Consider the following 23,589-nt stretch of genomic DNA (forward strand, 5'->3'; position numbering starts at 1 on the left):
GCCGGGCCGGGCCCGTCCGGCGGTCAGTCCTCGTAACGGCGGTCGCGGCGCTCGCGGCGCTGCCGCCGGCGCTCCTCCCGATGCTCCCGCATCAGATCCTCGTGGCCCTCCAGCATCCGCTGGTGGGACCGCTGGACGTCGTCGCGGAAGGAGCTGTTCAGTTCCTTCCGCGCGGCCTTGCGGTCCAGCTTCTCCTGCCGCCGCGCGGCCCACGTCACCTTGCGCTCGACACCGACCCCGCCCCAGAAGGCGAACCCGGTCACCACCACGCGCGGCGCCCCCGGGTCACCGGGGACACCCGTCTGCGCGTCGTCGAAGCCGCCCATGACGCCGACACCCCGGACGACGACCTCGACGCCCGGCGGCACGACGATGTTCACCCCGCCCATGATCGCGACGCAGTTGATCTCGACCTCCCTGGCGGCGAAGTCCGCCTCGCGCAGGTCGAGCTCCCCGCCACCCCAGAAGGTGAAGCAGGTGAAACGCCGGGGCACCGTCCAGCGCCCGGCGCGCCGGAAGCCGGCCATCACGGCCGCGGCCCACCGCGACGACCCCTCACCGCCGACGATCCGCCCGGCCCAGTCCCCGCCCGGCCCCGCCTGCTTCTCCAGGGAGACCGCGCCCGGGAGATCCCGCGTGATCGGCGCCAGCTCGCCGTACGTCCGCGCCCGGTACGTCGCGTCCAGCCGCTCCTCGAACTCCGCCATGTCGAGCCGGCCCTCGGCGAGGGCGTCCCGCAGGACCTCGGCGACCCGCTCGCGATCGGCGTCGGAGGCACGGAGGTCCGGGACTGCGTCGTCCGTCATACCCAGCAGCCTACGAGTTCCCGGCGCCCGGGACCACGGTCTCGCGTTCGCCCGGGGGCTCGGAGGTGTCCCCCGTCGGGTACAGCATCCTGGCGATCACCGCCTCGATGTCCGGCTCCCGCACCGACAGGTCCACCAGCGGATACTCCGCCGCGATCCGCGCCACCAGCGGAGCCGCCGACTCCGACGCCGGGAAGGCCAGCCACTGGCGCGGCCCGTCCACCCGTACCACCCGGGCGGCCGGGCCCGCCTCGATCGGCGGCAGCTCCCGTTCCAGGTCCACGACGAGCGTCCGCTCGCTCTCCCCCGCCTCGTGCAGGCCGCCGAGGGAACCGTCGTAGACCAGACGGCCGTGGTCGATGACCATCACCCGGGAGCACAACTGCTCGATGTCCTGCAGGTCATGGGTGGTGAGCAGGACCGTCGTGCCGCGCTCGGCGTTCAGCTCGCGCAGGAACTCCCGCACCCGCGCCTTGGAGACCACGTCCAGCCCGATCGTCGGCTCGTCGAGGTAGAGCACCTCCGGGTCGTGCAGCAGGGCGGCCACGATGTCACCGCGCATCCGCTGGCCCAGCGACAACTGCCGCACCGGCACGTCCAGCAGCGCGGACAGGTCCAGCAGGTCCACCAGACGGTCGAGGTTCTCGCGGTAGCGGGCGTCGGGGATGCGGTACATGCGGTGCATCAGCCGGTAGGAGTCGATCAGCGGAAGGTCCCACCACAGCGTCGTACGCTGCCCGAACACCACCCCGATGCGGTGCGCCAGGCGCGTCCGCTCCCGGGACGGGTCGATGCCCGCCACCCGCAGCCGGCCGCCGCTCGGGGTCAGGATCCCCGTCAGCATCTTGATCGTCGTCGACTTCCCGGCGCCGTTCGGCCCGATGTAGCCGACCATCTCACCGCGCGCCACGGTGAAGGAGATCGCGTCGACCGCCCGCACCCGCCGCGTCTGCCGCTTCAGGAAACCGGTCCTCGTCCGCACGTCGAAGACCTTCTCCACACGGTCGAGCGCGATGAACGACGCCTCCCGCACCGCGTCCTGCCCGCCCGCCACGTCCATGACCGCCCCTAACTCCCCGTACTCCGATACGACCGCAGGCCCGCCCGCCAGGCCAGCCCCGCCAGCGCACAGCACGCCACCGCCACCAGCGGCGGCGTGAACGCCACCCACTCCGGCAGCCCCAGCGGATACGGCCGCCCCAACACGTAGGCGGCCGGCACCCAGTTGACGAAGGCCAGCGGCAGCACGAACGTCACCCCGCGCACCAGGTCCTTGCCGAACACCGTCGGCGGGTACTGCAACAGCGTCTGACCGCCGTAGGTGAACGCGGCCTGCGCCTCCGACGCGTCCTGCGTCACGAACTGGAACGCGGCGCCCGCCACGAACACCGCGGAGAAGATCCCGGCGCCGCTGGCCACCATCACCGGCAGCAGCAGCACCTTCGGCACCGTCCAGTCGACGTCCAGCGCGGCCAGCGCGTAGCCCAGCACCAGCACGGCCTGGGTGATCCGGCCCAGGCGTCGCAGGGCGAACCGGTCCGCGGCGACCTGGGCGAGCACCGGCGCCGGCCGCACCAGCAGCGTGTCGAGCGTGCCGTCGCGCACCCGCTGGCCCAGCCGGCCCGTCGAACCGATCGCCAGGTCGGCGAAGCCGAAGGACAGCGCGGCCAGGCCGTAGAGGAAGGCGATCTCCGGCAGCGCGTAGCCGCCGAGCACATCGACCCGGGAGAACATCAGCAAGATCGCGACAAAGTCGAGACCGGTCACCACCAGGCCACCGAACGCGGTCATCACGAAGGACAGCCGGTAGGCCATGGTCGAGCGGATCCACATCCCCGCGATCAGCCGGTAGGCCCGCAGCCCCTCCAGCGCCCGGCCGCGCGCACCGGCCTCCCCGGGCCTCTTCCGCGGCCCGCCGATGTCACCCACCCTGCACCACCACCCGCCGGGTCGCCGCCGCCTGCACCAGCCGGCCCGCCGTCAGCAGCACCACCGCCCACCCCACCTGGAAGGCGTACGTGCCCCACGGGCCGGTCTCCCCCATCAGGACGTCCGCCGGCATCTGCAGCATCGCCGCCCACGGCAGCGCGCGCACCACCTCCCCCAGCACCCCCGGGAAGACGTTCAGCGGCAGCACCATCCCCGTGCAGAACATGCCGGTGACCATCAGCATCTGCAACGCGCCCGTGCCGTCCAGCAGCCAGAACCCGCTCAACGCCACCAGGTACCGGATCGCGAAACTCACGACCATCGCGAGCACCACCGCCACCACGAAGTGCGCCCAGGCCGCCGGATCCCCCGGCACCGCCATCGGGAAGACCAGCATCCCGAACCCGAACGGGATCACCCCGCGCCCCAGCAGCTGGAACAGCGACCGCCCCAGGTCCTGCGCCAGCCACCACAGTTGGAGGTCGGCCGGCCGGTACAGATCGATCGCCACGTCCCCGGTGCGCACGCGCTCCATCAGCTCGGACTCGAAGCCGCCGCCCTGCAACGCCAGCGTCGCGAACAACGCCTGCCCCAGCCACACGTACGTGACCGCCTGCGCCTGGTCGTAGCCCCCGAGCTGCGGCCGCTCGTCCCACAACGCCAGGTATGTGGAGCAGAGGATCAGGCCGAAAACGGTGTTGGTGAACACCCCCGCGGCCGTCGCCGCCCGATAGGTCGCGTACCTTCGGAAGCCCCCCGCTGCGACGGCCGCGTACAACCGCGCCGAACCCACGGCAACCGTCCTCCCAGACTCGCGGACACCGAAGCGCAGGAGCCTAGTCCGCCGGTACGGTCGCGTGCCACGCGTTTTCCGGGCACGAACCCGCCCGTCAACGCGTGCCGATTGCCGGGAACGGAACGCTTGGTGCGAGAGTCTCTAACAGGGGGCGCAGAAGGCGTACGAGGCGTACGGGAACGTGCGACGCGAAACAGGAGTCCGAGCAACACATGAGCGACGAGCCGCAGCCGCAGCAGCCGACCGAGGGCTGGGCGGCCTCCAGAGAGCCCGAGGCGGCCGAGCCGGCAGCCGGCAAGAAGCCCAAGCGTCCCAAGCGCACCGGCTGGCGCCGCCTCCTGCCCACCTGGCGGATGGTGCTCGGCACCCTCGTCCTCGGCGCCCTGCTCCTCGCCGGCCTGTTCTACCTGGGCTACTCCACGGTCAAGATCCCCCCGGCCAACGCGCTCGCCACCAAGCAGAGCAACGTCTACCTGTACGCCGACGGCACCGAGATCGCCCGCGACGGCGCGGTCAACCGGGAGAACGTCACCCTCGCCCAGATCTCCCAGGCCGCCCAGCACGCCGTCCTGGCCGCGGAGGACCGCGACTTCTACTCCGAGTCCGCCGTCGACCCCAAGGCCATGATCCGCGCCGGCTGGAACACCGCCATGGGCAAGGGCAAGCAGTCCGGCTCCACGATCACCCAGCAGTACGTCAAGAACTACTACCTCGCGCAGGAACAGACCGTCACCCGCAAGGTGAAGGAGTTCTTCATCGCGATCAAGCTCGACCGCAACCAGTCCAAGGCGCAGATCCTCGAGGGCTACCTCAACACCAGCTACTTCGGCCGCAACGCCTACGGCATGCAGGCCGCCGCCCAGGCCTACTACGGCGTCGACGCCGCCGAACTCACCGCCGCCCAGGGCGCCTACCTCGCCGCCCTGCTCAACGCGCCCAGCGAGTACGACGTCATCGCCCACCCCGAGAACACGGCCGCCGCCCAGGCCCGCTGGAACTACGTCCTCGACGGCATGGTCACCAAGGGCTGGCTGAGCGAGTCCGCCCGCAAGGGCATGGCCTTCCCCACCCCCCGGGAGACCAGCGGCGCCGACACCGGCATGTCCGGGCAGCGCGGCTACATCGTGCGCGCCCTCAAGGACTACCTGACCAGCAACAAGATCATCGCCGAGAGCCAGCTCGACGCCGGCGGCTACCGGATCACCACCACGCTGGAGAAGAAGAAGCAGGACGCGTTCGTCGACGCCGTCAACGACCAGCTGATGGACAAGCTCGACAAGGACCGCAAGGTCGACACCTACGTCCGCGCGGGCGGCGCCGCCGTCGACCCCAAGACCGGCAAGGTCCTCGCCATGTACGGCGGCATCGACTACATCAAGCAGTACACGAACAACGCCACCCGCCGGGACTTCCAGGTCGGCTCCACCTTCAAACCGTTCGTGTTCACCTCGGCCGTCGAGAACGGCTCCGAGACGCAGGACGGCCGGCGGATCACCCCCAACACGATCTACGACGGCACCAACAAGCGCCCCGTCCAGGGCTGGAGCAGCGGCTACGACCCCGCCAACGAGGACGACGTCTCCTACGGCGACATCACCGTGCGCGAAGCCACCGACAAGTCGGTGAACTCGGTGTACGCGCAGATGGCCGTCGACGTCGGCCCCGCGAAGGTCAAGCAGACCGCGATCGAGCTGGGCCTGCCCACCGACACCCCCGAGCTCCAGCCGTACCCGTCGATCGCGCTGGGCGTGGCCACCGCCAGCGTCCTGGACATGGCCGAGGCGTACGCGACCCTCGCCAACCACGGCCGGCACGGCACCTACACCATGATCGAGAAGATCACCAAGGACGGCTCGGACGTCATCGAGCTGCCCGCGCGCAAGTCCTCGCAGGTCATCAGCCGCGAGGCCGCCGACACCACCACCTCCGTCCTGCGCAGCGTCGTCCAGAACGGCACCGCGACCGCCGCCCAGGCCGCCGGCCGCCCGGCCGCCGGCAAGACCGGCACCGCCGAGGAGGACACCGCCGCCTGGTTCGCCGGCTACACCCCGGACCTCGCCACGGTCGTCGCCGTCATGGGCCAGGACCCGGTCACCGCCGCCCACAAGTCGCTGTACGGCGCGATGGGCCTGCCCCGGATCAACGGCGGCGGGGCACCCACGGAGATCTGGGCCCAGTTCACCAAGGAGGCCCTGAAGGGCACCCCGGTCACCGACTTCAGCCTCCAGCTCCAGGAAGGCTCCGAGGAACTGGCCTACCCCTCCTCCGAGCCCCGCCAGGACGAGCCCACCGGGAACGAGGACGAGGACACACCGGCCAGCGGCGACCCCGACACCCTGACCCCGGGACAGACCCGGGGCCAGACGAGCGGCGGCACCACCGGCGGCACCCCGACGACCGGCGGCACGACCACGGGCGGCACCACGACCGGCGGCTCCACGGGCGGCGGCACCGACGGCGGCACCACCGGAGAGACCACCGACGGCGGCACCACCGGGGACACCACGGACGGCGGCACGACCGGAGAGACCACCGACGGCGGCACGCCCGGCCAGCCGAGCGGAACCAGCCCGCAGCTCGCGGCCCGCAGACCGCTGGATCAGTGACCGGAGGTCGCCTTCAGCCCCACGACGGCGACCAGCAGCAGACACACGAAGAAGATCCGGGCGGCGGTCGCCGGCTCCCCCAGCACCACCATGCCGAGCACCGCCGCCCCGGCCGCCCCGATCCCCACCCACACGCCGTAGGCGGTACCGATCGGCAGGGTCCGGGCCGCGTACGACAGCAGCAGCATGCTGGCCACGATGGCGGCACCGGTGAGCAGACTGGGCACGGGCCGGGTGAACCCGTCCGTGTACTTCATCCCGACCGACCAGCCGACCTCGAGCAGACCGGCCAGCACCAGCAGAACCCAGGCCATGGACAACGCACCTCCGACGACGCGATGAATCTCTTGACGGGCGTGCGTCGTCTTTGCCTGCATCCCGGTACGGCGCGTCTCGTCGGGCTCCCACCAAACTAGCAAAAAAGCGGAGAAGGGCTGGTGACCGCGGTCACCAGCCCTTCTCCAGCCTTCGCAGCGGAGGTGCGTCAGAGGTACAGCCCGGTGGAGTCCTCGGCCCCCTCGAAGCGGTCCGCGGCCACGGCGTGCAGGTCACGCTCGCGCATCAGCACGTACGCGACGCCCCGTACCTCCACCTCGGCCCGGTCCTCCGGGTCGAACAGGACCCGGTCGCCCGTCTCCACGGTCCGAACGTTCTGGCCCACCGCGACGACCTCGGCCCACGCCAGCCGGCGGCCCACCGCGGCGGTGGCCGGGATCAGGATCCCGCCCCCGGAACGCCGCTCGCCCTCGCTGGTGTCCTGCCGCACGAGAACACGGTCGTGCAGCATCCGGATGGGGAGCTTGTCGTGCTGGCTGCTGTGCTCGTCTCTGTTACCGCTCACGCCTTGAACCTACCTGCCTCGACCGGACGGGAACTCCCCCGGGTCAGCCCTTACGACGCCGGGTACCCAGGGCCAGCAGCCCCACGACCCCCACCACGACCAGCGCGACCGGCACGACCCGCTCCAGCCGCGGCGCGCCCTCGTCATCGACGAACTGCGCCCTCACCTCGCTCACGACCCGGTTGACCTGGACGTAGGCCTTCCCGAGGGTGTGGTCGACGTTGGCGACGACCTTGGCCTTGGCGTCCCCGACGATCGTCTTCGGATGCACCCGCACCCCGATCTCGTCGAGCGTCTCGGCCAGCACTTCACGGCGGCGCCTGATGTCCGCCTCGATCTGCGCCGGGGTTCTGGTGTCCGACGTGTCCGCCACGGTGAGGCCTCCGAGTCAGCCGATGCCTGTTGCCGATACCTGTCCAGGACAGTCTGTCAGCTGACCGCGCACCCGCACCGCCAGGACCCCCCGTTACGCTGGTCCGATGAGCGAGCGACTCCAGCCCGGGGACGTGGCCCCCGCCTTCACCCTCCCCGACGCCGACGGCAACGAGGTGTCCCTGTCGGACCACAAGGGCCGCAAGGTCATCGTCTACTTCTACCCGGCGGCCCTGACCCCCGGCTGCACGAAGCAGGCCTGCGACTTCACCGACAACCTGGAGCTGCTGGCCGGCGCCGGGTACGACGTCATCGGCATCTCCCCGGACAGCCCCGAGAAGCTGGGCACGTTCCGCGACAGGGAATCCCTGCGGGTCACGCTGCTGGCCGACCCCGACAAGAACATCCTCGACGCCTACGGCGCCTTCGGCGAGAAGAAGAACTACGGCAAGACCTACCTCGGCGTCATCCGCTCGACGATCGTCGTCGACGAGGAGGGCAAGGTCGAGCGGGCGCTGTACAACGTCCGGGCCACCGGACACGTGGCGAAGATCATCAAGGACCTGGGCATCTGAGAACGCCTCCGTCCCGCTGAGCGGCCCGCGCCGGGGTGACCCGACGCGGGCCGCTCCACGCTTCGCGCGTGACGGTCCGGCAAGCGGTTCGTTACTCCGTACGGGCCACGAACGGGTGGCCGAGAGCGGAGGGGGCTCGATGGGGGCCAGTGCGTACACCAGGGAGCGGCTGGAGGAGGCGGCTCGCAGGGCGCGGACGTTGTCGCAGGCGCTGGAGAGGCTGGGGGTGGATCCGGGGAGCTCGACACGCCGGTACATCGCCGAGCGGATGAGGAAGCTGGGGGTGGACACGTCGCACTTCGAGCGGGAGGGGGTGAAGTGGACGAGGGAGGTCCTGGAGTCGGCGGTCGCGGCCTCCACGAACATGTGCGAGGTGCTGCGCCGGCTCGGACTGGAGGTGGTCGGCGGACACCACACGCACATCAGCCGAAGGATCAAGGCGTATGGCATCGACACGTCGCACTTCACGCCGGTGAGCCGCACCGAGCGGCAGAGGCACAACCACCGACGCCGGACCGCCGCGGAGATTCTCGTGGAGGATGCGTCGGAACACGCCCGACGTGTACCGAGCAGTCGCCTGAAGCGGGCGATGCGTGAGCTGGGCGCGGAGGAGAACTGTGCCCTGTGCGGGACCACGGCGGTATGGCTGGGGGAACCGCTCCCCCTTGAGGTCGACCACATCGACGGAAACTGGCGGAACAACCGGATCGAGAACCTGCGACTGCTCTGCCCCAACTGTCACTCGACGACGGACACTTACCGGGGGCGCGGCGCGGGGCGCGCCTCGTGACGGGCGGCACGGAGATCCGGGGCAAGTGGTGCAGGTCACCGCGCCCCACGCCCGAGCAGTTGCGTGCGGCGGTCGCCGAGTCGCTCTCCCTCGCAGAGGTGCTGCGTCGCCTGGGTCGCCCCGGCAACGGTTCGCAACACGCGCGGCTGCGCGGATGGATCGCCGAGCACGAGATCCCGACCTCACACTTCCTTGGGCAGGCCCATCAGCGGGGCAGGCCCGGCACGACCACCAAGCCGCCGGAGGCGGTACTGGTACGGCACAACGGCACCCACCGGACGGCAACGAAGCGCATACGTCGTGCGCTGCTGGCTGTAGGTGTGGTCGAGGAGTGCGCCCGTTGCGGAGTCGGCCCGGAATGGCTCGGCAGGCCCATGACGCTGGAGCTCGATCACATCAACGGGGACTGGAGGGACAACCGGCGGGAGAACCTGCGGATGCTCTGTCCGAATTGTCATGCGATCACGAGTACCTGGTGCAGAGGAGGAAGCCGACAGCGAACGGCTCCCGGCGCCCAGTAGAGTAAGCAGCGCTGCGGGCCCGTACCCCAGCTGGCCAAGAGGGCGCCGGTTTAGGTCCGGTGTGTCGTGGGTTCGAGTCCCACCGGGCCCACCAACGAGCCCCGCGCCTCCGCTTCGGAGATGCGGGGCTCGTCTGTCCGGCTCAGCCCAGCAACTCCCGCACCACCGGCACCAGCCCCCGGAACGCCTTGCCCCGGTGGCTGATCGCGTTCTTCTCCTCGGCCGTCAGTTCCGCACAGGTCCTCGTCTCGCCCTCCGGCTGGAGGATCGGGTCGTAGCCGAAGCCGTTGGTGCCGGCGGGGGTGTGGCGCAGGACGCCGCGGAGTCGGCCCTCGACCACGCGTTCCGTGCCGTCGGGCAGGGCGAGGGCCGCCGCGCAGGCGAAGTGGGCGCCGCGGTGTTCGTCGGCGATGTCGGAGAGCTGGGCGAGGAGGAGGTCCAGGTTGGCCTTGTCGTCGCCGTGGCGGCCGGCCCAGCGGGCCGAGAAGATGCCGGGGGCGCCGCCGAGGACGTCGACGCAGAGGCCGGAGTCGTCGGCGACGGCGGGCAGGCCGGTGGCCCGGGCGAGGGCGTGGGCCTTCAGCAGGGCGTTCTCGGCGAAGGTGACGCCGGTTTCCCTGACGTCGGGAACGTCGGGGTAGGCGTCCGCGCCGACGAGGTCGTGGGGCAGGCCGGCGTCGGCGAGGATCGACCTGAGTTCGGTGATCTTTCCGGCGTTGCGGGTGGCGAGGATCAGGCGGGTCATGGCCCCCAGTATCGCGGGGGCCGGTGCCCGTCCCTCGCTACGGGGTGCAGACCTTGGTGAGCTCGCCCGCCGCGTCGGTGACGGGGCTGAGGTCGGGCGTCTCGTCGCCGTTCTTCACCGCCGTACGGACGTTGTCGACGGCGGTGGTCAGGTCGTCGACGGCCTTGCTGACGTCGGCGTTGTCGGTCGTGTCGCCGATCTTGTTGAGGTTCTTGTCGATGGAGTCGAGGGACTCCTCGAGCTGGGTCGGGTCGTTGGACGCGCTCTCCACGGCCTGCTGGAGGTCGGTGACGCTGTCGGCGATGGCGTCGGCGGTCTGGACGCAGTCCAGCGCCTTGTTGACGGCGTCGCAGCCGGTGGTGAGTCCGGCCGTCAGTCCGACGGCCGCGACCGCTGCGGCTATGACGGTACGGCGACGGCGGCGTCGGCTCTCGGCCATGGTGGTGGTCCTCCCCTAGCTCAGCCCCAAGGGCCCCCGTGTGCTGGTCTTCCGCGGGGTGTACGGCGGTGAGCCGTGCGCCCGTACCCGTAGTGACGCGGGGGCGGGCGGCCTGGTTGCTCGCCCCGGCCGCCCGTCTTGGTGTGTCCTTTACTTTTCGAGGACGGTATCAAGGGCCGCGCGCTGCAGGACAGTGAGTTCCGTGCAGCCGGAAACGGCCAGGTCGAGCAGGGCGTTGAGCTCCTCGCGGGCGAACGGCTCGGCTTCGGCGGTGCCCTGGACCTCGACGAAGCGGCCGTCACCGGTGCAGACGACGTTCATGTCGGTCTCGGCGCGGACGTCCTCCTCGTAGCAGAGGTCGAGGAGCGGGACTCCGCCGACGATGCCCACGGAGACGGCGGAGACGGTGCCGGTGAGCGGCTGGCGGCCGGCCTTGATCAGCTTCTTGCGCTGGGCCCAGGAGACGGCGTCGGCGAGGGCCACGTACGCGCCGGTGATGGCTGCGGTGCGGGTGCCGCCGTCGGCCTGGAGGACGTCGCAGTCGAGGACGATGGTGTTCTCGCCGAGTGCCTTGTAGTCGATGACGGCGCGCAGGGAGCGGCCGATGAGGCGGGAGATCTCGTGGGTCCGGCCGCCGATCCTGCCCTTGACGGATTCGCGGTCGCCGCGGGTGTTGGTGGAGCGGGGCAGCATGGAGTACTCCGCGGTGACCCAGCCTTCGCCGCTGCCCTTGCGCCAGCGGGGGACGCCTTCGGTGACGGAGGCGGTGCAGAAGACCTTGGTGTCGCCGAAGGAGACGAGGACGGAGCCCTCGGCGTGCTTGCTCCAGCCGCGTTCGAGGGTGACCGGGCGGAGCTGTTCGGGGGTGCGGCCGTCGATTCGTGACATGGCGCCGAGCCTAGCCGTACCTGCGGAAGGGGCCCCTCCCGCGGTGGGAAGGGCCCCTGACGCGTGAGCGGGGCTCACATCATGTCTTCGATCTCCGCGGCGATCGGGTCGGCGTCGGTGCCGATGACGACCTGGATGGCGGTGCCCATCTTGACGACGCCGTGGGCGCCGGCGGCCTTGAGGGCGGCCTCGTCGACCAGCGAGGGGTCGGAGACCTCGGTGCGCAGTCGGGTGATGCAGCCCTCGATCTCCTCGATGTTGTCGACGCCACCGAGCCCGGCGACGATCTTCTCAGCCTTGCTGGCCATGTCCTTCTCCCTGAAATCCCTGGTGTGGACTGGTGCGACCTGGCGTGGACCGCTGTGTCGCAGTAATCCACAGTTGGCGCAACTTTGCGAGCGTTCGTGCCGGATGTACCGAAAGATGACGTCACAGCTACGAAATCGTCCCTGGCTGGTCTACACCACCTGACAGGCGGTCGCCAAACCATGAGTGCCGAGAACGCCGACACCGCGGTCGGCCCCGCGCGCGCCCGCTGGAACAGTCTGTTCCAGGGGCTGCAGAAGATGGGCCGGAGTCTGCAGTTGCCGATCGCCGTGCTCCCGGCCGCCGGCATCCTCAACGGGCTGGGCCAGCCGGACGTGTTCGGCGACGGCGGTCTGGGCTGGACGAACGTCTCGAAGGTGATGATGGGCGCGGGCGGCGCCCTGCTGGACGGCTCGCTGGGGCTGCCGCTGCTGTTCTGTGTGGGTGTGGCCATCGGGATGGCGAAGAAGGCCGACGGTTCGACGGCGCTCGCGGCGGTGGTGGGGTTTCTCGTCTACTACAACGTGCTGCGCCAGTTCCCGGAGGACTGCCCCGACGGCACGAGGGCCGTTCCCGGCATCGGATGCGAGGCGACGGCCGACCAGACGGTGACGGCCTTCACGTTCCAGAATCCGGGGGTCTTCGGCGGAATCGTGATGGGTCTGCTGGCGGCCTACTTCTGGCAGCGTTTCCACCGTACGAGGCTGGTCGACTGGCTCGGTTTCTTCAACGGGCGGCGGCTGGTGCCGATCATCATGGCGTTCGTGGCCATCGTCTTCGCGGCGTTGTGCCTGTGGGTCTGGCCGCCGATCGGAGACGGGCTGGAGCGTTTCAGCGACTGGCTGAGCGACGCGGGCGCCTGGGGCGCGGGTGTGTTCGGCGTCGCCAACCGCGCGCTGCTGGTGGTCGGGCTGCACCAGTTCCTGAACGTGCCCATCTGGTTCCAGTTCGGCAGCTACACCAAGCCGGACGGGCAGGTGGTGCACGGTGACATCAACATGTTCCTGGCGGGCGACCCGGACGCGGGTCAGTTCACCTCGGGCTTCTTCCCGATCATGATGTTCGCGCTCCCGGCGGCGGCCCTCGCCATCACCCACTGCGCGCGGCCCGCCCGCCGCAAGGAGGTCGGTGGTCTGATGCTGTCGGTGGCGCTGACCTCGTTCGTCACGGGCATCACCGAGCCCATCGAGTACTCGTTCCTGTTCGCGGCGCCGGTGCTGTACGTGGTCCACGCGCTGCTGACGGGTGCCTCGATGGCGGTGACCTGGGGGCTGGGGGTGCACGACGGGTTCAGTTTCTCGGCCGGTCTCATCGACTACGTCATCAACTGGAATCTGGCGACCAGGCCGTGGGCGATCATCCCGATCGGTCTGTGCTTCGGCCTTCTCTATTACGTGATCTTCCGCTTCGCGATCACCGCGTTCGACCTGAAGACGCCGGGGCGGGAGCCGGAGGAGGAGCGGGAGGACGTCACGAAGGCCTGAGCCGCCGCCGTGGCCGGAAAAGGGCGCTGAGCGTAGCGCTCCGGTTGCAGTTTTGACGGGTTCCTTATATCGACTCCATCGTGCTACAACAGGTCTACACCACTGAGTGGTGTAGACCACCACCCGATGGAGGAAGTCTATGAGCACCGCCACCGCGCCAACGGCGGCCCCCACGAAGAAGTGGGGATCCGGCCTTTTCCAGGGCCTCCAGAAGGTCGGCCGCAGCCTGCAGCTCCCGATCGCCGTGCTGCCGGCGGCGGGCATCCTGCTCCGCCTCGGCCAGGACGACGTCTTCGGCAAGGACGGCCTCGGCTGGAACAAGGTCGCGGCCGTGTTCATGACCGCCGGTGACGCCGTCTTCGCCAACCTGCCGCTGCTGTTCTGCGTCGGCATCGCCATCGGCTTCGCCAAGAAGGCCGACGGCTCGACCGCCCTCGCCGCGCTGGTGGGCTTCCTCGTCTACAAGAACGTCCTGACCGCGTTCCCGATCACCGAGGCGAAGGTCACCAAGGGTGCCGACGTCGCCGCCACCTACAACGACCCCAAGGTCTTCGGCGGCATCATCATGGGCCTGATCGCCGCGGTCACCTGGCAGCGCTTCCACCGCACCAAGCTCCCCGACTGGCTGGGCTTCTTCAACGGCCGCCGCCTGGTCCCGATCCTGATGGCCTTCATCGGCACCGCCGTCGGCGTCTTCTTCGGCCTGGTGTGGGAGCCGATCGGTGACGTCATCACCAACTTCGGCGAGTGGATGACCGGCCTCGGCGCGGTCGGCGCGGGCATCTTCGGCGCGATCAACCGCGCGCTGCTCCCGGTGGGCATGCACCAGTTCGTCAACACGGTGGCCTGGCAGGAGATCGGCTCCTTCAAGGACGCCTCCGGCGCCGTCTGGCACGGTGACCTGCCGCGCTTCTTCCACGGCGACCCGACCGCCGGCCAGTTCATGACGGGCTTCTTCCCGATCATGATGTTCGCCCTGCCGGCCGCCGCCCTCGCCATCACGCACACCGCACGCCCCGAGCGCCGCAAGGCCGTCGGCGGCATGATGGTCTCGCTCGCGCTGACCTCGTTCGTCACCGGCATCACCGAGCCGATCGAGTTCGCGTTCATGTTCATCGCGCCGCTGCTGTACGTCATCCACGCGGTGCTGACCGCCGTCTCCATGGCGGTCACCTGGGCCCTGGGCGTCCACCACGGCTTCAGCTTCTCGGCCGGCGCGATCGACTACTTCCTCAACTGGAACCTCGCCACCAAGCCCTGGATGATCATCCCGATCGGCCTGGTCTTCGCCGCGATCTACTACGTGACCTTCCGGTTCGCCATCGTCAGGTTCAACATCGCCACCCCGGGCCGCGAGCCCGAGGAGGAGGTCGAGGACCTCACGAAGGCGTGAGCATCCGCCCGGACACACGAAGGCCCCCGGAGCCCTGAACCGCTCCGGGGGCCTTCGTCACGTCCGGGATGTTCCGCGGGGTCAGATCGCGTACGACACCCGCGGCACGGCCAGCTCCACCGGCCCGTCGAACACCGCCCGCGCGTCCGCGAGGTTGACCTCCGGGTCGGTCCACGGGGGGATGTGGGTGAGGACCAGGCGGCGGGCGCCCGCGCGGGCCGCCGTCTCACCCGCCTCGCGGCCGTTGAGGTGGAGGTCGGGGATGTCTTCCTTGCCGTACGTGAAGGCGGCCTCGCACAGGAACAGGTCGGTGTCGCGGGCGAGTTCGTCGAGGGCCGCGCTGACGCCCGTGTCGCCGGAGTAGGTCAGTGTCTTCCCTCCGTGCTCGACGCGGATGCCGTACGCCTCCACCGGGTGGGCCACGCGTTCCGTGTGGACGGTGAAGGGGCCGATGTCGAAGGTGGAGGGCTTGACCGTGTGGAAGTCGAAGACCTCGCTCATGGAGGAGGCCGAGGGGGTGTCGGCGTAGGCCGTGGTGAGGCGGTGCTCGGTGCCCTCCGGCCCGAAGACCGGGATGGGGTCGCAGCGTCCGCCGTCGTGCCGGTAGTAGCGCGCCACGAAGTACGCGCACATGTCGATGCAGTGGTCGGCGTGCAGGTGGCTCAGGAAGATCGCGTCGAGGTCGTAGAGACCGCAGTGGCGCTGCAGCTCGCCCAGGGCGCCGTTGCCCATGTCGAGAAGCAGCCGGAAGCCGTCGGCCTCGACGAGGTAGCTCGAGCAGGCCGATTCCGCGGACGGGAACGACCCCGAGCAGCCGACGACGGTGAGCTTCATAAAGCAGAAACCTCCGCTGGCGGGAACCGAAGGAAAACGGAACACCGGGAAAGATCGTGAAACGAACGGTCGGGAAAGGGGGCGACGGGGGTCGTGCGGTCCGTCGAGCGTAAGGCGCGAAACCTTCGGTCGCTCCTCCGCCAGGGGCCGTTGTGGGCGAACTCACCTGTGCTGTCACCGGTTCGGCTGGATGCGGGGCGTGTGAGGCACGAGGGAGGGCGCGCGCTGTCGCGCGCACGCCGGTAACGTCGTTCCCATGGACACGTCCTGGTGGCTCGCGCTCGCCGCGGTGGTACTGCTCGCGCTCGTCGCCACGCTCGTCGACGGCTGGGGAGGGGGGCGGCGTCCGCAGGGGCGGAGGACCCGGCCGCCGGGCCGGCCCACGCGACGCCGCGGTGCGGCGGGGCGGCCGCAGCCGGCCGAGATCTGGTGGGCGCACGTGCCCTTCGAGGACGGGCCGGGCGCCAAGGACCGGCCGTGTCTGGTGCTGGTGGTGCGCGGGGACCGGGTGACCGTCGCGAAGATCACCAGCAAGTACCGCGACGAGCGGTCCGGGGTGATCCCGCTGCCGCCGGGCGCCGTCGGGGACACGCAGGGCCGTCCGAGTTTCCTGGAGACCGACGAGCTGCGCCAGGTCCCGGTGCGCGACTTCCGGCGTCGGGTGGGTGTGGTGGACCCGGCCCTGTGGGACCAGGTCCGTCACCTGACGAGGTGAGCCCCGAGGGCCTGTCCGGGCGGACAGGCCCTGTGAGCTCCGGACGAAAGGGGAGTCCGATCAGCTCGCGGCGTCCGGTGCGTGCGATCGCAAGGCGCCGGAAGGTCCTCGTAGCGGAGCTACCAGGACCTTCCGGCAACGCAACGAGGCGAGCGTGCGTGCCGGGCGTCGCGAGCCGGGCGCTCCTCTGGTCCGGAGCTCTATGCCCAGAGCTGGCCCTGGAGGGTCTCGATCGCTTCCTCCGTCGTCGCGGCGGTGTAGACCCCGGTCGAGAGGTACTTCCAGCCGCCGTCGGCCACGACGAACACGATGTCGGCGCTCTCGCCCGCCTTGACGGCCTTCCTGCCGACGCCGATCGCGGCGTGCAGCGCGGCGCCAGTGGAGACGCCGGCGAAGATGCCCTCCTGCTGGAGCAGCTCACGGGTGCGGGTGACCGCGTCCGCCGAGCCGACCGAGAAGCGGGTGGTGAGGACGGAGGCGTCGTACAGCTCGGGGACGAAGCCCTCGTCGAGGTTGCGCAGGCCGTACACCAGGTCGTCGTAGCGCGGTTCGGCGGCGACGATCTTGACGTCCGGCTTGTGCTCGCGCAGGTAGCGGCCGACGCCCATCAGGGTGCCGGTGGTGCCGAGGCCGGCCACGAAGTGGGTGACCGAGGGCAGGTCGGCGAGGATCTCCGGGCCCGTGGTGGCGTAGTGGGCGCCCGCGTTGTCCGGGTTGCCGTACTGGTAGAGCATCACCCAGTCGGGGTGTTCGGCGGAGAGCTCCTTGGCGACGCGTACGGCGGTGTTGGAGCCGCCCGCGGCCGGGGAGGAGATGATCTCCGCGCCCCACATGCCGAGCAGGTCACGGCGTTCCTGGGAGGTGTTCTCGGGCATCACGCACACCATGCGGTAGCCCTTGAGCTTGGCCGCCATGGCGAGGGAGATGCCGGTGTTGCCGCTGGTGGGCTCCAGGATGGTGCAGCCGGGGGTGAGGCGGCCGTCCTTCTCCGCCTGCTCGATCATGTGCAGGGCCGGGCGGTCCTTGACCGAGCCGGTGGGGTTGCGGTCCTCCAGCTTGGCCCAGATGCGGACGTCGGTGGACGGCGACAGCCGCGGCAGGCGCACCAGAGGGGTGTTGCCCACCGCGGCCAGCGGGGAGTCGTAACGCATGGGGTCGTGCGGCCGATCAGGCCATGCCGCCGGCCACGGCCGGCAGGATCGTCACGGTGTCGCCGTCGGTCAGCTTGGTGTTGATGCCGTCGACGAAACGGACGTCCTCGTCGTTCAGGTACACGTTGACGAAGCGGCGCAGCTGGCCGCCGTCCACGATGCGGGCCTGGATGCCCGCATGCCGGGTCTCGAGGTCGGCGAACAGGTCGGCGAGGGTGTCACCGCTGCCCTCCACCGCCTTCTGACCGTCGGTGTACTGGCGGAGGATGGTGGGGATGCGGACCTCGATGGCCATGGCTCAGGGCTCCTGTCGGGAGTGGTCAGGTCGGTAAGCGCGCGGCAGCGCCACAAGTACAGCAGGGTCGTGCTTCGCGCCGCGGCTCACGGGCCGTACGGCGGCAGGGGCAGCGTCAACAGATGGCGCTGGCGAGCCTGCACAGGTCGACGTGCAGCCGCGCCACGAGCAGCGTGCCCGGCGTCCTGTCGCTCACGTCGTTCAAAACCATGGGCTCATCGTATCGATTCCCGGCCGGGCCCCCCGAGTGTGATCCCATATGGTGGACGATATCGGGCCGGGGAGTGAGACCGGCCTCTTCAGGCGGGCCGTCGCCGGACCAGTCGGGTCGGTACGACCACGGACGATGCCTGCGGGCCGGGCTCGAACAGCAGCCGGGCCATCAGGCGGCCCACCTCGACGTCCTGGTGGACCGTGGTCAGCGGCGGGTCGGTGGACTCGGCGATGGAGGTCAGGTCGTCGAAGCCGACGACGGCCACGTCCTCGGGCACCCGCCGCCCGCGCTCGCGCAGCGTCCGCAGGGCGCCGGAGGCCATGAAGTCGGAGGCGACGAAGACGGCGCCAGGTCGGGGCAGCGGTCGAGCAGCGCGGCCATGGCGACGGCGCCGCCCTCCTGGCTGTAGTCGGCCTTCTCGACGAGGTGGGGCGAGGCGTCGGGCAGGACGTCCCGGTAACCGGCGAGGCGGTCGGCGGCGGAGTTCTCCTGGTCGTAGGGGCCGGTGACGGTGGCGATGCGGGTGCGGCCGAGGGAGACGAGGTGCTGGACGGCCTGGCGGGCTCCGCCGCGGTTGTCGCCGTCGACGTAGGCGTGGGCGTGGCGGGTGTCGCCGCCGCGCCGGCGGGGGCGGCCGCCGAAGACGGCCGGGATGTCGAGCCGGTCGATCATCTCGTGGAGCAGGTCGCCGGGGCGCAGTGAGAACAGCACGGCGCCGTCGACGTGTCCGCCGCCGAGGTAGTCGGCCACCCGCCGGTGGTCGTCCGGGTCCTCCCGGAAGAGCAGGACGGCCTGGGCGCCGTGTGCGGCGAGTTGCCGGCGCACCCCGCGCAACAGGCAGTCGAAGAACGGGTCGAGGAAGAGGCGGCCCTCGGGCGGGCTGGCCACGACGGCGATGGCGTTGGTGCGGTGGGTGACGAGCCGGCGGGCGGCCTGGTTGGGGACGTAGTCCAGCTCGGCGATCACCTCACGGACCCGCTCGACGGCCTCGGCACTCACCCGCGGCTCGCCGTTGATCACCCGTGACACGGTGGATCCCGACACGCCCGACCGGCGTGCGACGTCTTCGAGGGTGGGCCGCCGTGCGTTCGTCCGCTGCGTCAACGCCTGCTCCGGGAAAGGGAGTTGTCGTCGCGAGCTTAGTACGCCTCGACGATCTCGACCTCCTCCTCCGTGACCTCGCCCTCGACGATCCGGAAGGAGCGGAACTGGAACTCGCCGGCGCCGTCGGTGTCGGCGGTGGAGACGAGGACGTAGTGGGCGCCGGGCTCGTTGGCGTAGGAGATGTCGGTGCGGGAGGGGTAGGCCTCGGTCGCGGTGTGGGAGTGGTAGATGACCACCGGCTCCTCGTCGCGGTCGTCCATCTCGCGGTAGAGCTTCAGCAGGTCGCCGGAGTCGAACTCGTAGAAGGTGGGCGACATGGCCGCGTTCAGCATCGGGATGAAGCGCTCGGGGCGGTCGGAACCCGCGGGGCCCGCGACGACGCCGCACGCCTCGTCGGGGTGGTCCTTGCGCGCGTGCGCGACGATCTTGTCGACGAGGTCCTGGGTGATGGTCAGCATGGTCGTCAGGATAAGCAAAGGGGCCCTTCCGTACCGAGGGACGGTACGGAAGGGCCCACATGGCGGACGTCCTGAGCGGCGGCCGGAGGGAGCGCCACGAGAGCTCCCTGCGGCCGGACGTCCCGGGTGAGGGTCAGTTCACCTTCTCCAGCTCCGCGTCGCGGCGCCGGGTGACCTCGGGGTTGCGGGACTTCAGCACGGCCCAGCCGATCGCGAGGGCGGCGGCCCAGCCGGCCATCACGTAGAGGCAGACGCGGGAGTCCGCGTCGTAGGCGATGAGGCCCGTGACGAAGAGCAGGAAGGCGATGGCGACGTAGGAGCACTTCGCGCCGCCGGGGGCCGGGAAGGACGAGGCGGGCAGGCGGCCCGCGTCGACCGCGCGGCGGTAGAGGACGTGGCTGACCAGGATCATCAGCCAGGTCCAGATGCCGGCCGCGGTGGCGACGGACGTGACGTAGCCGAAGGCCTTCTCCGGGACGACGTAGTTGAGGACCACGCCGATGCCCATGAAGGCGACGGAGACCGCGATGCCGAAGGCGGGCGTCCTGGTCGACGACAGCTTCTTGAAGGCGGCCGGGGCCTCGCCGCTGTCGGCCAGGTTCCGCAGCATGCGGCCGGTGGAGTACATGCCGGAGTTGCAGGAGGACAGCGCGGCGGTCAGCACGACGAAGTTGACGATGGCGGCGCCGGCCGGAATGCCGATCTTGGCGAAGGCGGCGACGAAGGGGCTGACGCCCGGCGCGAACTCGGTCCACTTCACCACGCACAGGATGACGGTGAGGGCGCCGACGTAGAACAGCGCGATGCGCCAGGGCAGGGTGTTGATCGCCTTGGGGAGGGTCTTCTCCGGGTCCTCGGACTCGCCGGCGGTGACACCGACCAGCTCGACGGCGAGGTAGGCGAACATGACGCCCTGCAGGGTCATCAGGGAGGAGCCGATGCCCTTGGGGAAGAAGCCGTCGAAGGCCCACAGGTTGGAGACGGCGGCGGTGTCACCGGCGGAGCTGAAGCCGAAGGTGAGGACGCCGAGGCCGATGACGATCATGCCGATGAGCGCGGTGACCTTGACCATGGAGAACCAGAACTCCAGCTCACCGAAGAGCTTCACGGAGATCAGGTTGACCCCGAAGAGGATCACCAGGAAGACCAGGGCCGTCACCCACTGCGGGATGGCCGGGAACCAGTAGTTGACGTAGATCGCGGCGGCCGTCAGCTCGGCCATGCCGGTGACGACCCACATCAGCCAGTACGTCCAGCCGGTGAAGTAGCCGAAGAACGGGCCGAGGAACTCGCGGGAGTACTCCGCGAAGGAGCCCGAGACCGGGCGGTAGAGCAGGAGCTCACCGAGCGCCCGCATGATGAAGAAGATGATCACGCCGGCGAGGGCGTACATGAAGATGAGGCTGGGACCGGCCTTGGCGATGTTCGCGCCGGCTCCCAGGAACAGGCCGACGCCGATGGCGCCGCCGATGGCGATCATCTGGACCTGGCGGCTGCCGAGGCCGCGCTCGTACCCCTCTTCGGAGGTCTTCTCCGTGTCGACCTGAGCGGAGGTCATGTGGTGGTGCGCCTTTCTCCATGCCGACCCGGGCCTGTCGTCGGCCTCGGATCGGGTCTCGATCCCCCCGGATTGCTGGAGCTGTGCCTGGCCGGCGATCCGCCGGCTCGGTGGCGCACCCGGCCGAACATTCGGGTGGTGTTCGCCGGGCGGTCGTGAAGATTTATCACGGCCGCAATATTGATCATCTGTACGACATGTGGCGCACCACACAGGGAGAAGCGGACAAAGGGCACCCAGAGGGATTAAAAGGGGTCGTCGCGGTAATGCGATCGTTATTCGGATTTGAGCGTCCTCTGAGCGAACACAGAATCGTCACATCTCAGGGCAGAAGGGTGGAGACGAGCGTCTCCTGGAGCCCTCCCAGCCACAGATACGCCATCACCATCGGCTTGCGCGGGTCCTCGTCCGGCAGCCGGTAGAGGAGGTCGGTGTCCTCGTCGTCGGTGATCTCCAGACGGGAGCCGATGGCCAGACGCAGGTCGTTGAGGGCGCCGAGCCACTGGCGGGACCCCTCCGGCGACAGCTTCAGCACCGCCGCGCCCTGCTCCTCGACGGCGAGCTCGTCCAGGGAGCGCACCACCGCGAGGGCGTTCTCGCGCTTGCCGGCCCGCAGGTCGTTCTCGGTGTAGCGGCGGAACTCGGCGGAGTACGTCCGCTGCTCCTCCGCCTCCCGCGGCCCCGGGGTCGCCTCCGGGTCGGTGTAGGCGTCGGGGAAGAGCCGCCTGAGGACGGGGTCGGCGGGCGGTTCGCTCGGACCCTCGGCGAACAGCTCGGCGAGCGGATCGTCGGAGGCGTCCTCGGCGGGGCCGGGACCGATCAGCTCCAGGAGCTGCACGGCCAGCGACCGGATGATGGAGATCTCGACGTCGTCGAGGGCGACGGCCGCGCCGCCGCCGGGGAGCGGTTCGAAGTGTCCTGGCATCAGTGAGGTGACTACTTCCGGTCCTGCTGGAGGGTGGCCCACAGACCGTAGCCGTGCATCGCCTGCACGTCGCGTTCCATCTCCTCGCGGCTACCGCTGGAGACGACCGCCCGGCCCTTGTGGTGGACATCGAGCATGAGCTTGGTGGCCTTGTCCTTCGGGTAGCCGAAGTACGTCTGGAAGACGTACGTCACGTAGCTCATGAGGTTGACCGGGTCGTTGTGGACGATCGTGACCCAGGGGACGTCCGGCTCGGGTACGGCGAAGACCTCCTCCGCCGACTCGGTGCGTTCGATCTCAAGGGGAGCGGGTGACGTCACACGAACCATGCTGCCACGCATCACCGAAATCGTCACACCGACGAAAAGGGAGTACGATCCTCTCTCATGAACACAGCGGACCTTGGGCTGCCGGTGGATGTTCCCTCGACGGCACTCTTCACGGACCAGTACGAGTTGACCATGCTGCAGGCCGCCCTGAGGGCCGGTAGCGCCGGACGGCGCAGCGTGTTCGAGGTCTTCTCCCGGCGGCTTCCGGAGGGGCGGCGCTACGGCGTGGTGGCGGGCACCGGCCGGGTCCTGGACGCCGTGGAGAACTTCCGTTTCGACGCGGGCGTCCTGGGCTTCCTGCGCGGGCGGAACATCGTCGACGAGGACACGCTCGACTGGCTCGGCTCGTACCGCTTCTCGGGTGACATCTGGGGCTATCCGGAGGGCGAGGTGTACTTCCCGGGCTCGCCGATCATGCGCGTGGAGGGCTCCTTCGCCGAGTGCGTGCTCCTGGAGACCGTGATCCTGTCCATCCTCAACCACGACTCCGCGATCGCGGCGGCCGCCTCCCGCATGGCCTCGGCGGCCGGGGAGCGCCCGCTGATCGAGATGGGCGCCCGCCGCACCCACGAGCTGGCCGCGGTCGCCGCCTCGCGCGCCGCGTACGTCGGCGGCTTCACCACCACCTCCGACCTGGCCGCAGGTTTCCGCTACGGCATCCCGACCGTCGGCACCTCCGCGCACGCCTTCACCCTTCTGCACGACACCGAGCGCGACGCCTTCCGGGCCCAGGTGAACTCGCTGGGCGGGAACACGACCCTGCTGGTGGACACGTACGACGTCGCCGAGGCGGTCCGTACGGCGGTGGAGGTCGCCGGGCCCGAGCTGGGCGCGGTGCGCATCGACTCCGGTGACCTGCTGCTCGTCGCCCACCGGGTGCGCCAGCAGCTGGACGAGCTGGGCGCCACCGACACGAAGATCATCGTGACCTCCGACCTCGACGAGTACGCCATCGCCTCGCTCGCCGCGGCCCCGGTGGACGCGTACGGCGTCGGCACCCAGCTGGTGACCGGCTCCGGGCACCCCACCTGCTCGATGGTCTACAAGCTGGTCGCCCGCGCGGAGTCCGCCGACCCGACGGCGCCGCTGGTGCCGGTGGCGAAGAAGTCCTCCGGCGGCAAGACCTCCATCGGCGGCCGCAAGTGGGCCGCGCGGCGCCTGGACCAGGACGGGGTGGCGGAGGCCGAGGTCGTCGGCACCGGCCCGGTCCCCGCCGAGCTGGCCGACCGGCAGCTGCTCGTCCAGCTGGTCAAGGGCGGCGGGATAGTCGCCCGGGAGCCCCTGGACGTCGTCCGCGACCGGCACATCGCCGCCCGGGCCGGCCTGCCGCTGTCCGCGACACAGCTCTCGCGCGGGGAACCCGTCATTCCGACGGAGTACGTACAGGGGCGTTCGGGTAGCTAGGGGCTGTCGGACACACCGGGAGTGCCGACCGGCCGGCACTCCCGTCGCACCCCTCCCGTACCGCCGCCGAAGTCTCTAGGCTCGTAACTTCACACACCGTCGAAGGACACC

Annotated in this window: 26 protein-coding genes, 1 tRNA gene, 1 pseudogene and 1 riboswitch; of the genes and pseudogenes, 8 read left to right on the forward strand and 20 right to left on the reverse strand. The window is 70.1% G+C overall.

Translation table 11 applies throughout. The features are described 5' to 3' along the window. Positions 1–23 precede the first annotated feature (23 nt). From ACIBBD_RS16075 to ACIBBD_RS16090, 4 genes are all read right to left on the reverse strand, one after another. Positions 24–806 carry a DUF1707 domain-containing protein gene (locus tag ACIBBD_RS16075; RefSeq protein WP_399420004.1) on the reverse strand — a complete coding sequence of 261 codons (783 nt, stop codon included), beginning with the start codon at positions 804–806 and terminating at the stop codon, positions 24–26. Between the two features lie 10 nt (positions 807–816). Then, positions 817–1,866 (reverse strand): ATP-binding cassette domain-containing protein, encoded by a 1,050-nt coding sequence (locus ACIBBD_RS16080; RefSeq protein WP_399420005.1) that lies wholly within the window; start codon positions 1,864–1,866, stop codon positions 817–819. 8 nt (positions 1,867–1,874) lie between these two features. Further along, the gene (locus ACIBBD_RS16085) at positions 1,875–2,639 is read right to left on the reverse strand and encodes an ABC transporter permease (RefSeq protein WP_399420129.1); all 765 of its coding nucleotides are present in this window, start codon (positions 2,637–2,639) and stop codon (positions 1,875–1,877) included. Positions 2,640–2,727: 88 nt separating this feature from the next. Then, positions 2,728–3,528: an ABC transporter permease gene (locus ACIBBD_RS16090; protein ID WP_399420006.1), complete on the reverse strand. Its 801-nt coding sequence runs from the start codon at positions 3,526–3,528 to the stop codon at positions 2,728–2,730. 215 nt (positions 3,529–3,743) lie between these two features. Here ACIBBD_RS16090 and ACIBBD_RS16095 point away from each other — a divergent pair, with 215 nt between their 5' ends. Further along, the gene (locus ACIBBD_RS16095; protein WP_399420007.1) at positions 3,744–6,137 is read left to right on the forward strand and encodes a transglycosylase domain-containing protein; all 2,394 of its coding nucleotides are present in this window, start codon (positions 3,744–3,746) and stop codon (positions 6,135–6,137) included. On the opposite strand, the gene ACIBBD_RS16100 is transcribed toward ACIBBD_RS16095, so the two are convergent. From ACIBBD_RS16100 to ACIBBD_RS16110, 3 genes are all read right to left on the reverse strand, one after another. Beyond that, a complete protein-coding gene (locus ACIBBD_RS16100) occupies positions 6,131–6,451 on the reverse strand; it encodes a DMT family transporter (RefSeq protein WP_399420008.1) in 321 nt (106 codons plus the stop codon). The genes ACIBBD_RS16095 and ACIBBD_RS16100 overlap by 7 nt on opposite strands. A gap of 41 nt (positions 6,452–6,492) precedes the next feature. Then, a riboswitch (guanidine-III (ykkC-III) riboswitch) is annotated at positions 6,493–6,560 on the reverse strand. 61 nt (positions 6,561–6,621) lie between these two features. Then, positions 6,622–6,978, reverse strand: a complete 357-nt coding sequence (locus ACIBBD_RS16105) for a GroES family chaperonin (RefSeq protein WP_399420009.1) — start codon at positions 6,976–6,978, stop codon at positions 6,622–6,624. A gap of 43 nt (positions 6,979–7,021) precedes the next feature. Continuing rightward, entirely contained in the window at positions 7,022–7,351 is a 330-nt protein-coding gene (locus tag ACIBBD_RS16110) for a DUF3618 domain-containing protein (RefSeq protein ID WP_399420010.1), read from the reverse strand. A gap of 106 nt (positions 7,352–7,457) precedes the next feature. Between ACIBBD_RS16110 and bcp the strand changes: the two genes are divergently transcribed. The 3 genes from bcp (at position 7,458) to ACIBBD_RS16125 (ending at position 9,330) form a co-directional block, all read left to right on the forward strand. Continuing rightward, positions 7,458–7,925: a thioredoxin-dependent thiol peroxidase gene (bcp, locus tag ACIBBD_RS16115; protein WP_399420011.1), complete on the forward strand. Its 468-nt coding sequence runs from the start codon at positions 7,458–7,460 to the stop codon at positions 7,923–7,925. 139 nt (positions 7,926–8,064) lie between these two features. Next, the gene (locus ACIBBD_RS16120) at positions 8,065–8,715 is read left to right on the forward strand and encodes an HNH endonuclease signature motif containing protein (RefSeq protein WP_399420012.1); all 651 of its coding nucleotides are present in this window, start codon (positions 8,065–8,067) and stop codon (positions 8,713–8,715) included. 536 nt (positions 8,716–9,251) lie between these two features. After that, positions 9,252–9,330 (forward strand) — tRNA-Leu (locus tag ACIBBD_RS16125). 48 nt (positions 9,331–9,378) lie between these two features. Here the strand turns inward: ACIBBD_RS16125 and rdgB are convergent. From rdgB to ACIBBD_RS16145, 4 genes are all read right to left on the reverse strand, one after another. Beyond that, positions 9,379–9,981, reverse strand: coding sequence for an RdgB/HAM1 family non-canonical purine NTP pyrophosphatase (gene rdgB, locus ACIBBD_RS16130; protein WP_399420013.1), 603 nt, complete (start codon positions 9,979–9,981; stop codon positions 9,379–9,381). Positions 9,982–10,018: 37 nt separating this feature from the next. After that, positions 10,019–10,420 (reverse strand): hypothetical protein, encoded by a 402-nt coding sequence (locus tag ACIBBD_RS16135; RefSeq protein ID WP_399420014.1) that lies wholly within the window; start codon positions 10,418–10,420, stop codon positions 10,019–10,021. Positions 10,421–10,570: 150 nt separating this feature from the next. Next, positions 10,571–11,308, reverse strand: a complete 738-nt coding sequence (gene rph, locus ACIBBD_RS16140; RefSeq protein WP_399420015.1) for a ribonuclease PH — start codon at positions 11,306–11,308, stop codon at positions 10,571–10,573. 74 nt (positions 11,309–11,382) lie between these two features. Beyond that, positions 11,383–11,733 carry a glucose PTS transporter subunit EIIB gene (locus ACIBBD_RS16145; protein WP_399420130.1) on the reverse strand — a complete coding sequence of 117 codons (351 nt, stop codon included), beginning with the start codon at positions 11,731–11,733 and terminating at the stop codon, positions 11,383–11,385. Between the two features lie 63 nt (positions 11,734–11,796). Here ACIBBD_RS16145 and ACIBBD_RS16150 point away from each other — a divergent pair, with 63 nt between their 5' ends. Together ACIBBD_RS16150 and ACIBBD_RS16155 are read left to right on the forward strand one after the other, a co-directional pair. Next, the gene (locus tag ACIBBD_RS16150; RefSeq protein WP_399420016.1) at positions 11,797–13,098 is read left to right on the forward strand and encodes a PTS transporter subunit EIIC; all 1,302 of its coding nucleotides are present in this window, start codon (positions 11,797–11,799) and stop codon (positions 13,096–13,098) included. A 139-nt stretch (positions 13,099–13,237) separates the two neighbouring features. Next, the gene (locus ACIBBD_RS16155; RefSeq protein WP_399420017.1) at positions 13,238–14,491 is read left to right on the forward strand and encodes a PTS transporter subunit EIIC; all 1,254 of its coding nucleotides are present in this window, start codon (positions 13,238–13,240) and stop codon (positions 14,489–14,491) included. An 81-nt stretch (positions 14,492–14,572) separates the two neighbouring features. On the opposite strand, the gene ACIBBD_RS16160 is transcribed toward ACIBBD_RS16155, so the two are convergent. Next, on the reverse strand, positions 14,573–15,325 hold the full coding sequence (locus ACIBBD_RS16160; protein ID WP_399420018.1) for an MBL fold metallo-hydrolase: 753 nt from the start codon (positions 15,323–15,325) through the stop codon (positions 14,573–14,575). A gap of 256 nt (positions 15,326–15,581) precedes the next feature. On the opposite strand from ACIBBD_RS16160, the gene ACIBBD_RS16165 reads away from it, so the two are divergent. Further along, a complete protein-coding gene (locus ACIBBD_RS16165) occupies positions 15,582–16,040 on the forward strand; it encodes a type II toxin-antitoxin system PemK/MazF family toxin (protein ID WP_399420019.1) in 459 nt (152 codons plus the stop codon). A gap of 200 nt (positions 16,041–16,240) precedes the next feature. On the opposite strand, the gene ACIBBD_RS16170 is transcribed toward ACIBBD_RS16165, so the two are convergent. The 8 genes and pseudogenes from ACIBBD_RS16170 to clpS all read right to left on the reverse strand — a co-directional run bounded on the left by ACIBBD_RS16170 (position 16,241) and on the right by clpS (position 22,074). Continuing rightward, on the reverse strand, positions 16,241–17,191 hold the full coding sequence (locus ACIBBD_RS16170; RefSeq protein ID WP_399420020.1) for a PLP-dependent cysteine synthase family protein: 951 nt from the start codon (positions 17,189–17,191) through the stop codon (positions 16,241–16,243). 16 nt (positions 17,192–17,207) lie between these two features. Further along, entirely contained in the window at positions 17,208–17,486 is a 279-nt protein-coding gene (locus ACIBBD_RS16175; protein WP_399420021.1) for a MoaD/ThiS family protein, read from the reverse strand. Between the two features lie 115 nt (positions 17,487–17,601). Beyond that, positions 17,602–17,697 carry a putative leader peptide gene (locus ACIBBD_RS16180; RefSeq protein WP_392001449.1) on the reverse strand — a complete coding sequence of 32 codons (96 nt, stop codon included), beginning with the start codon at positions 17,695–17,697 and terminating at the stop codon, positions 17,602–17,604. Between the two features lie 88 nt (positions 17,698–17,785). After that, a pseudogene (locus ACIBBD_RS16185) lies at positions 17,786–18,804 on the reverse strand (LacI family DNA-binding transcriptional regulator). Between the two features lie 35 nt (positions 18,805–18,839). Then, positions 18,840–19,262: a Mov34/MPN/PAD-1 family protein gene (locus tag ACIBBD_RS16190; protein ID WP_399420022.1), complete on the reverse strand. Its 423-nt coding sequence runs from the start codon at positions 19,260–19,262 to the stop codon at positions 18,840–18,842. 133 nt (positions 19,263–19,395) lie between these two features. After that, positions 19,396–20,820, reverse strand: a complete 1,425-nt coding sequence (locus ACIBBD_RS16195; protein ID WP_399420023.1) for an amino acid permease — start codon at positions 20,818–20,820, stop codon at positions 19,396–19,398. 322 nt (positions 20,821–21,142) lie between these two features. Beyond that, the gene (locus ACIBBD_RS16200) at positions 21,143–21,745 is read right to left on the reverse strand and encodes a DUF2017 domain-containing protein (protein WP_399420024.1); all 603 of its coding nucleotides are present in this window, start codon (positions 21,743–21,745) and stop codon (positions 21,143–21,145) included. An 11-nt stretch (positions 21,746–21,756) separates the two neighbouring features. Next, positions 21,757–22,074: an ATP-dependent Clp protease adapter ClpS gene (clpS, locus tag ACIBBD_RS16205; protein WP_397958826.1), complete on the reverse strand. Its 318-nt coding sequence runs from the start codon at positions 22,072–22,074 to the stop codon at positions 21,757–21,759. Between the two features lie 57 nt (positions 22,075–22,131). On the opposite strand from clpS, the gene ACIBBD_RS16210 reads away from it, so the two are divergent. Further along, positions 22,132–23,478, forward strand: coding sequence for a nicotinate phosphoribosyltransferase (locus ACIBBD_RS16210; protein WP_399420026.1), 1,347 nt, complete (start codon positions 22,132–22,134; stop codon positions 23,476–23,478). Positions 23,479–23,589 lie beyond the last annotated feature (111 nt).

Source organism: Streptomyces sp. NPDC051315 (assembly GCF_044455165.1).
Taxonomy (GTDB): Bacteria; Actinomycetota; Actinomycetes; order Streptomycetales; family Streptomycetaceae; genus Streptomyces.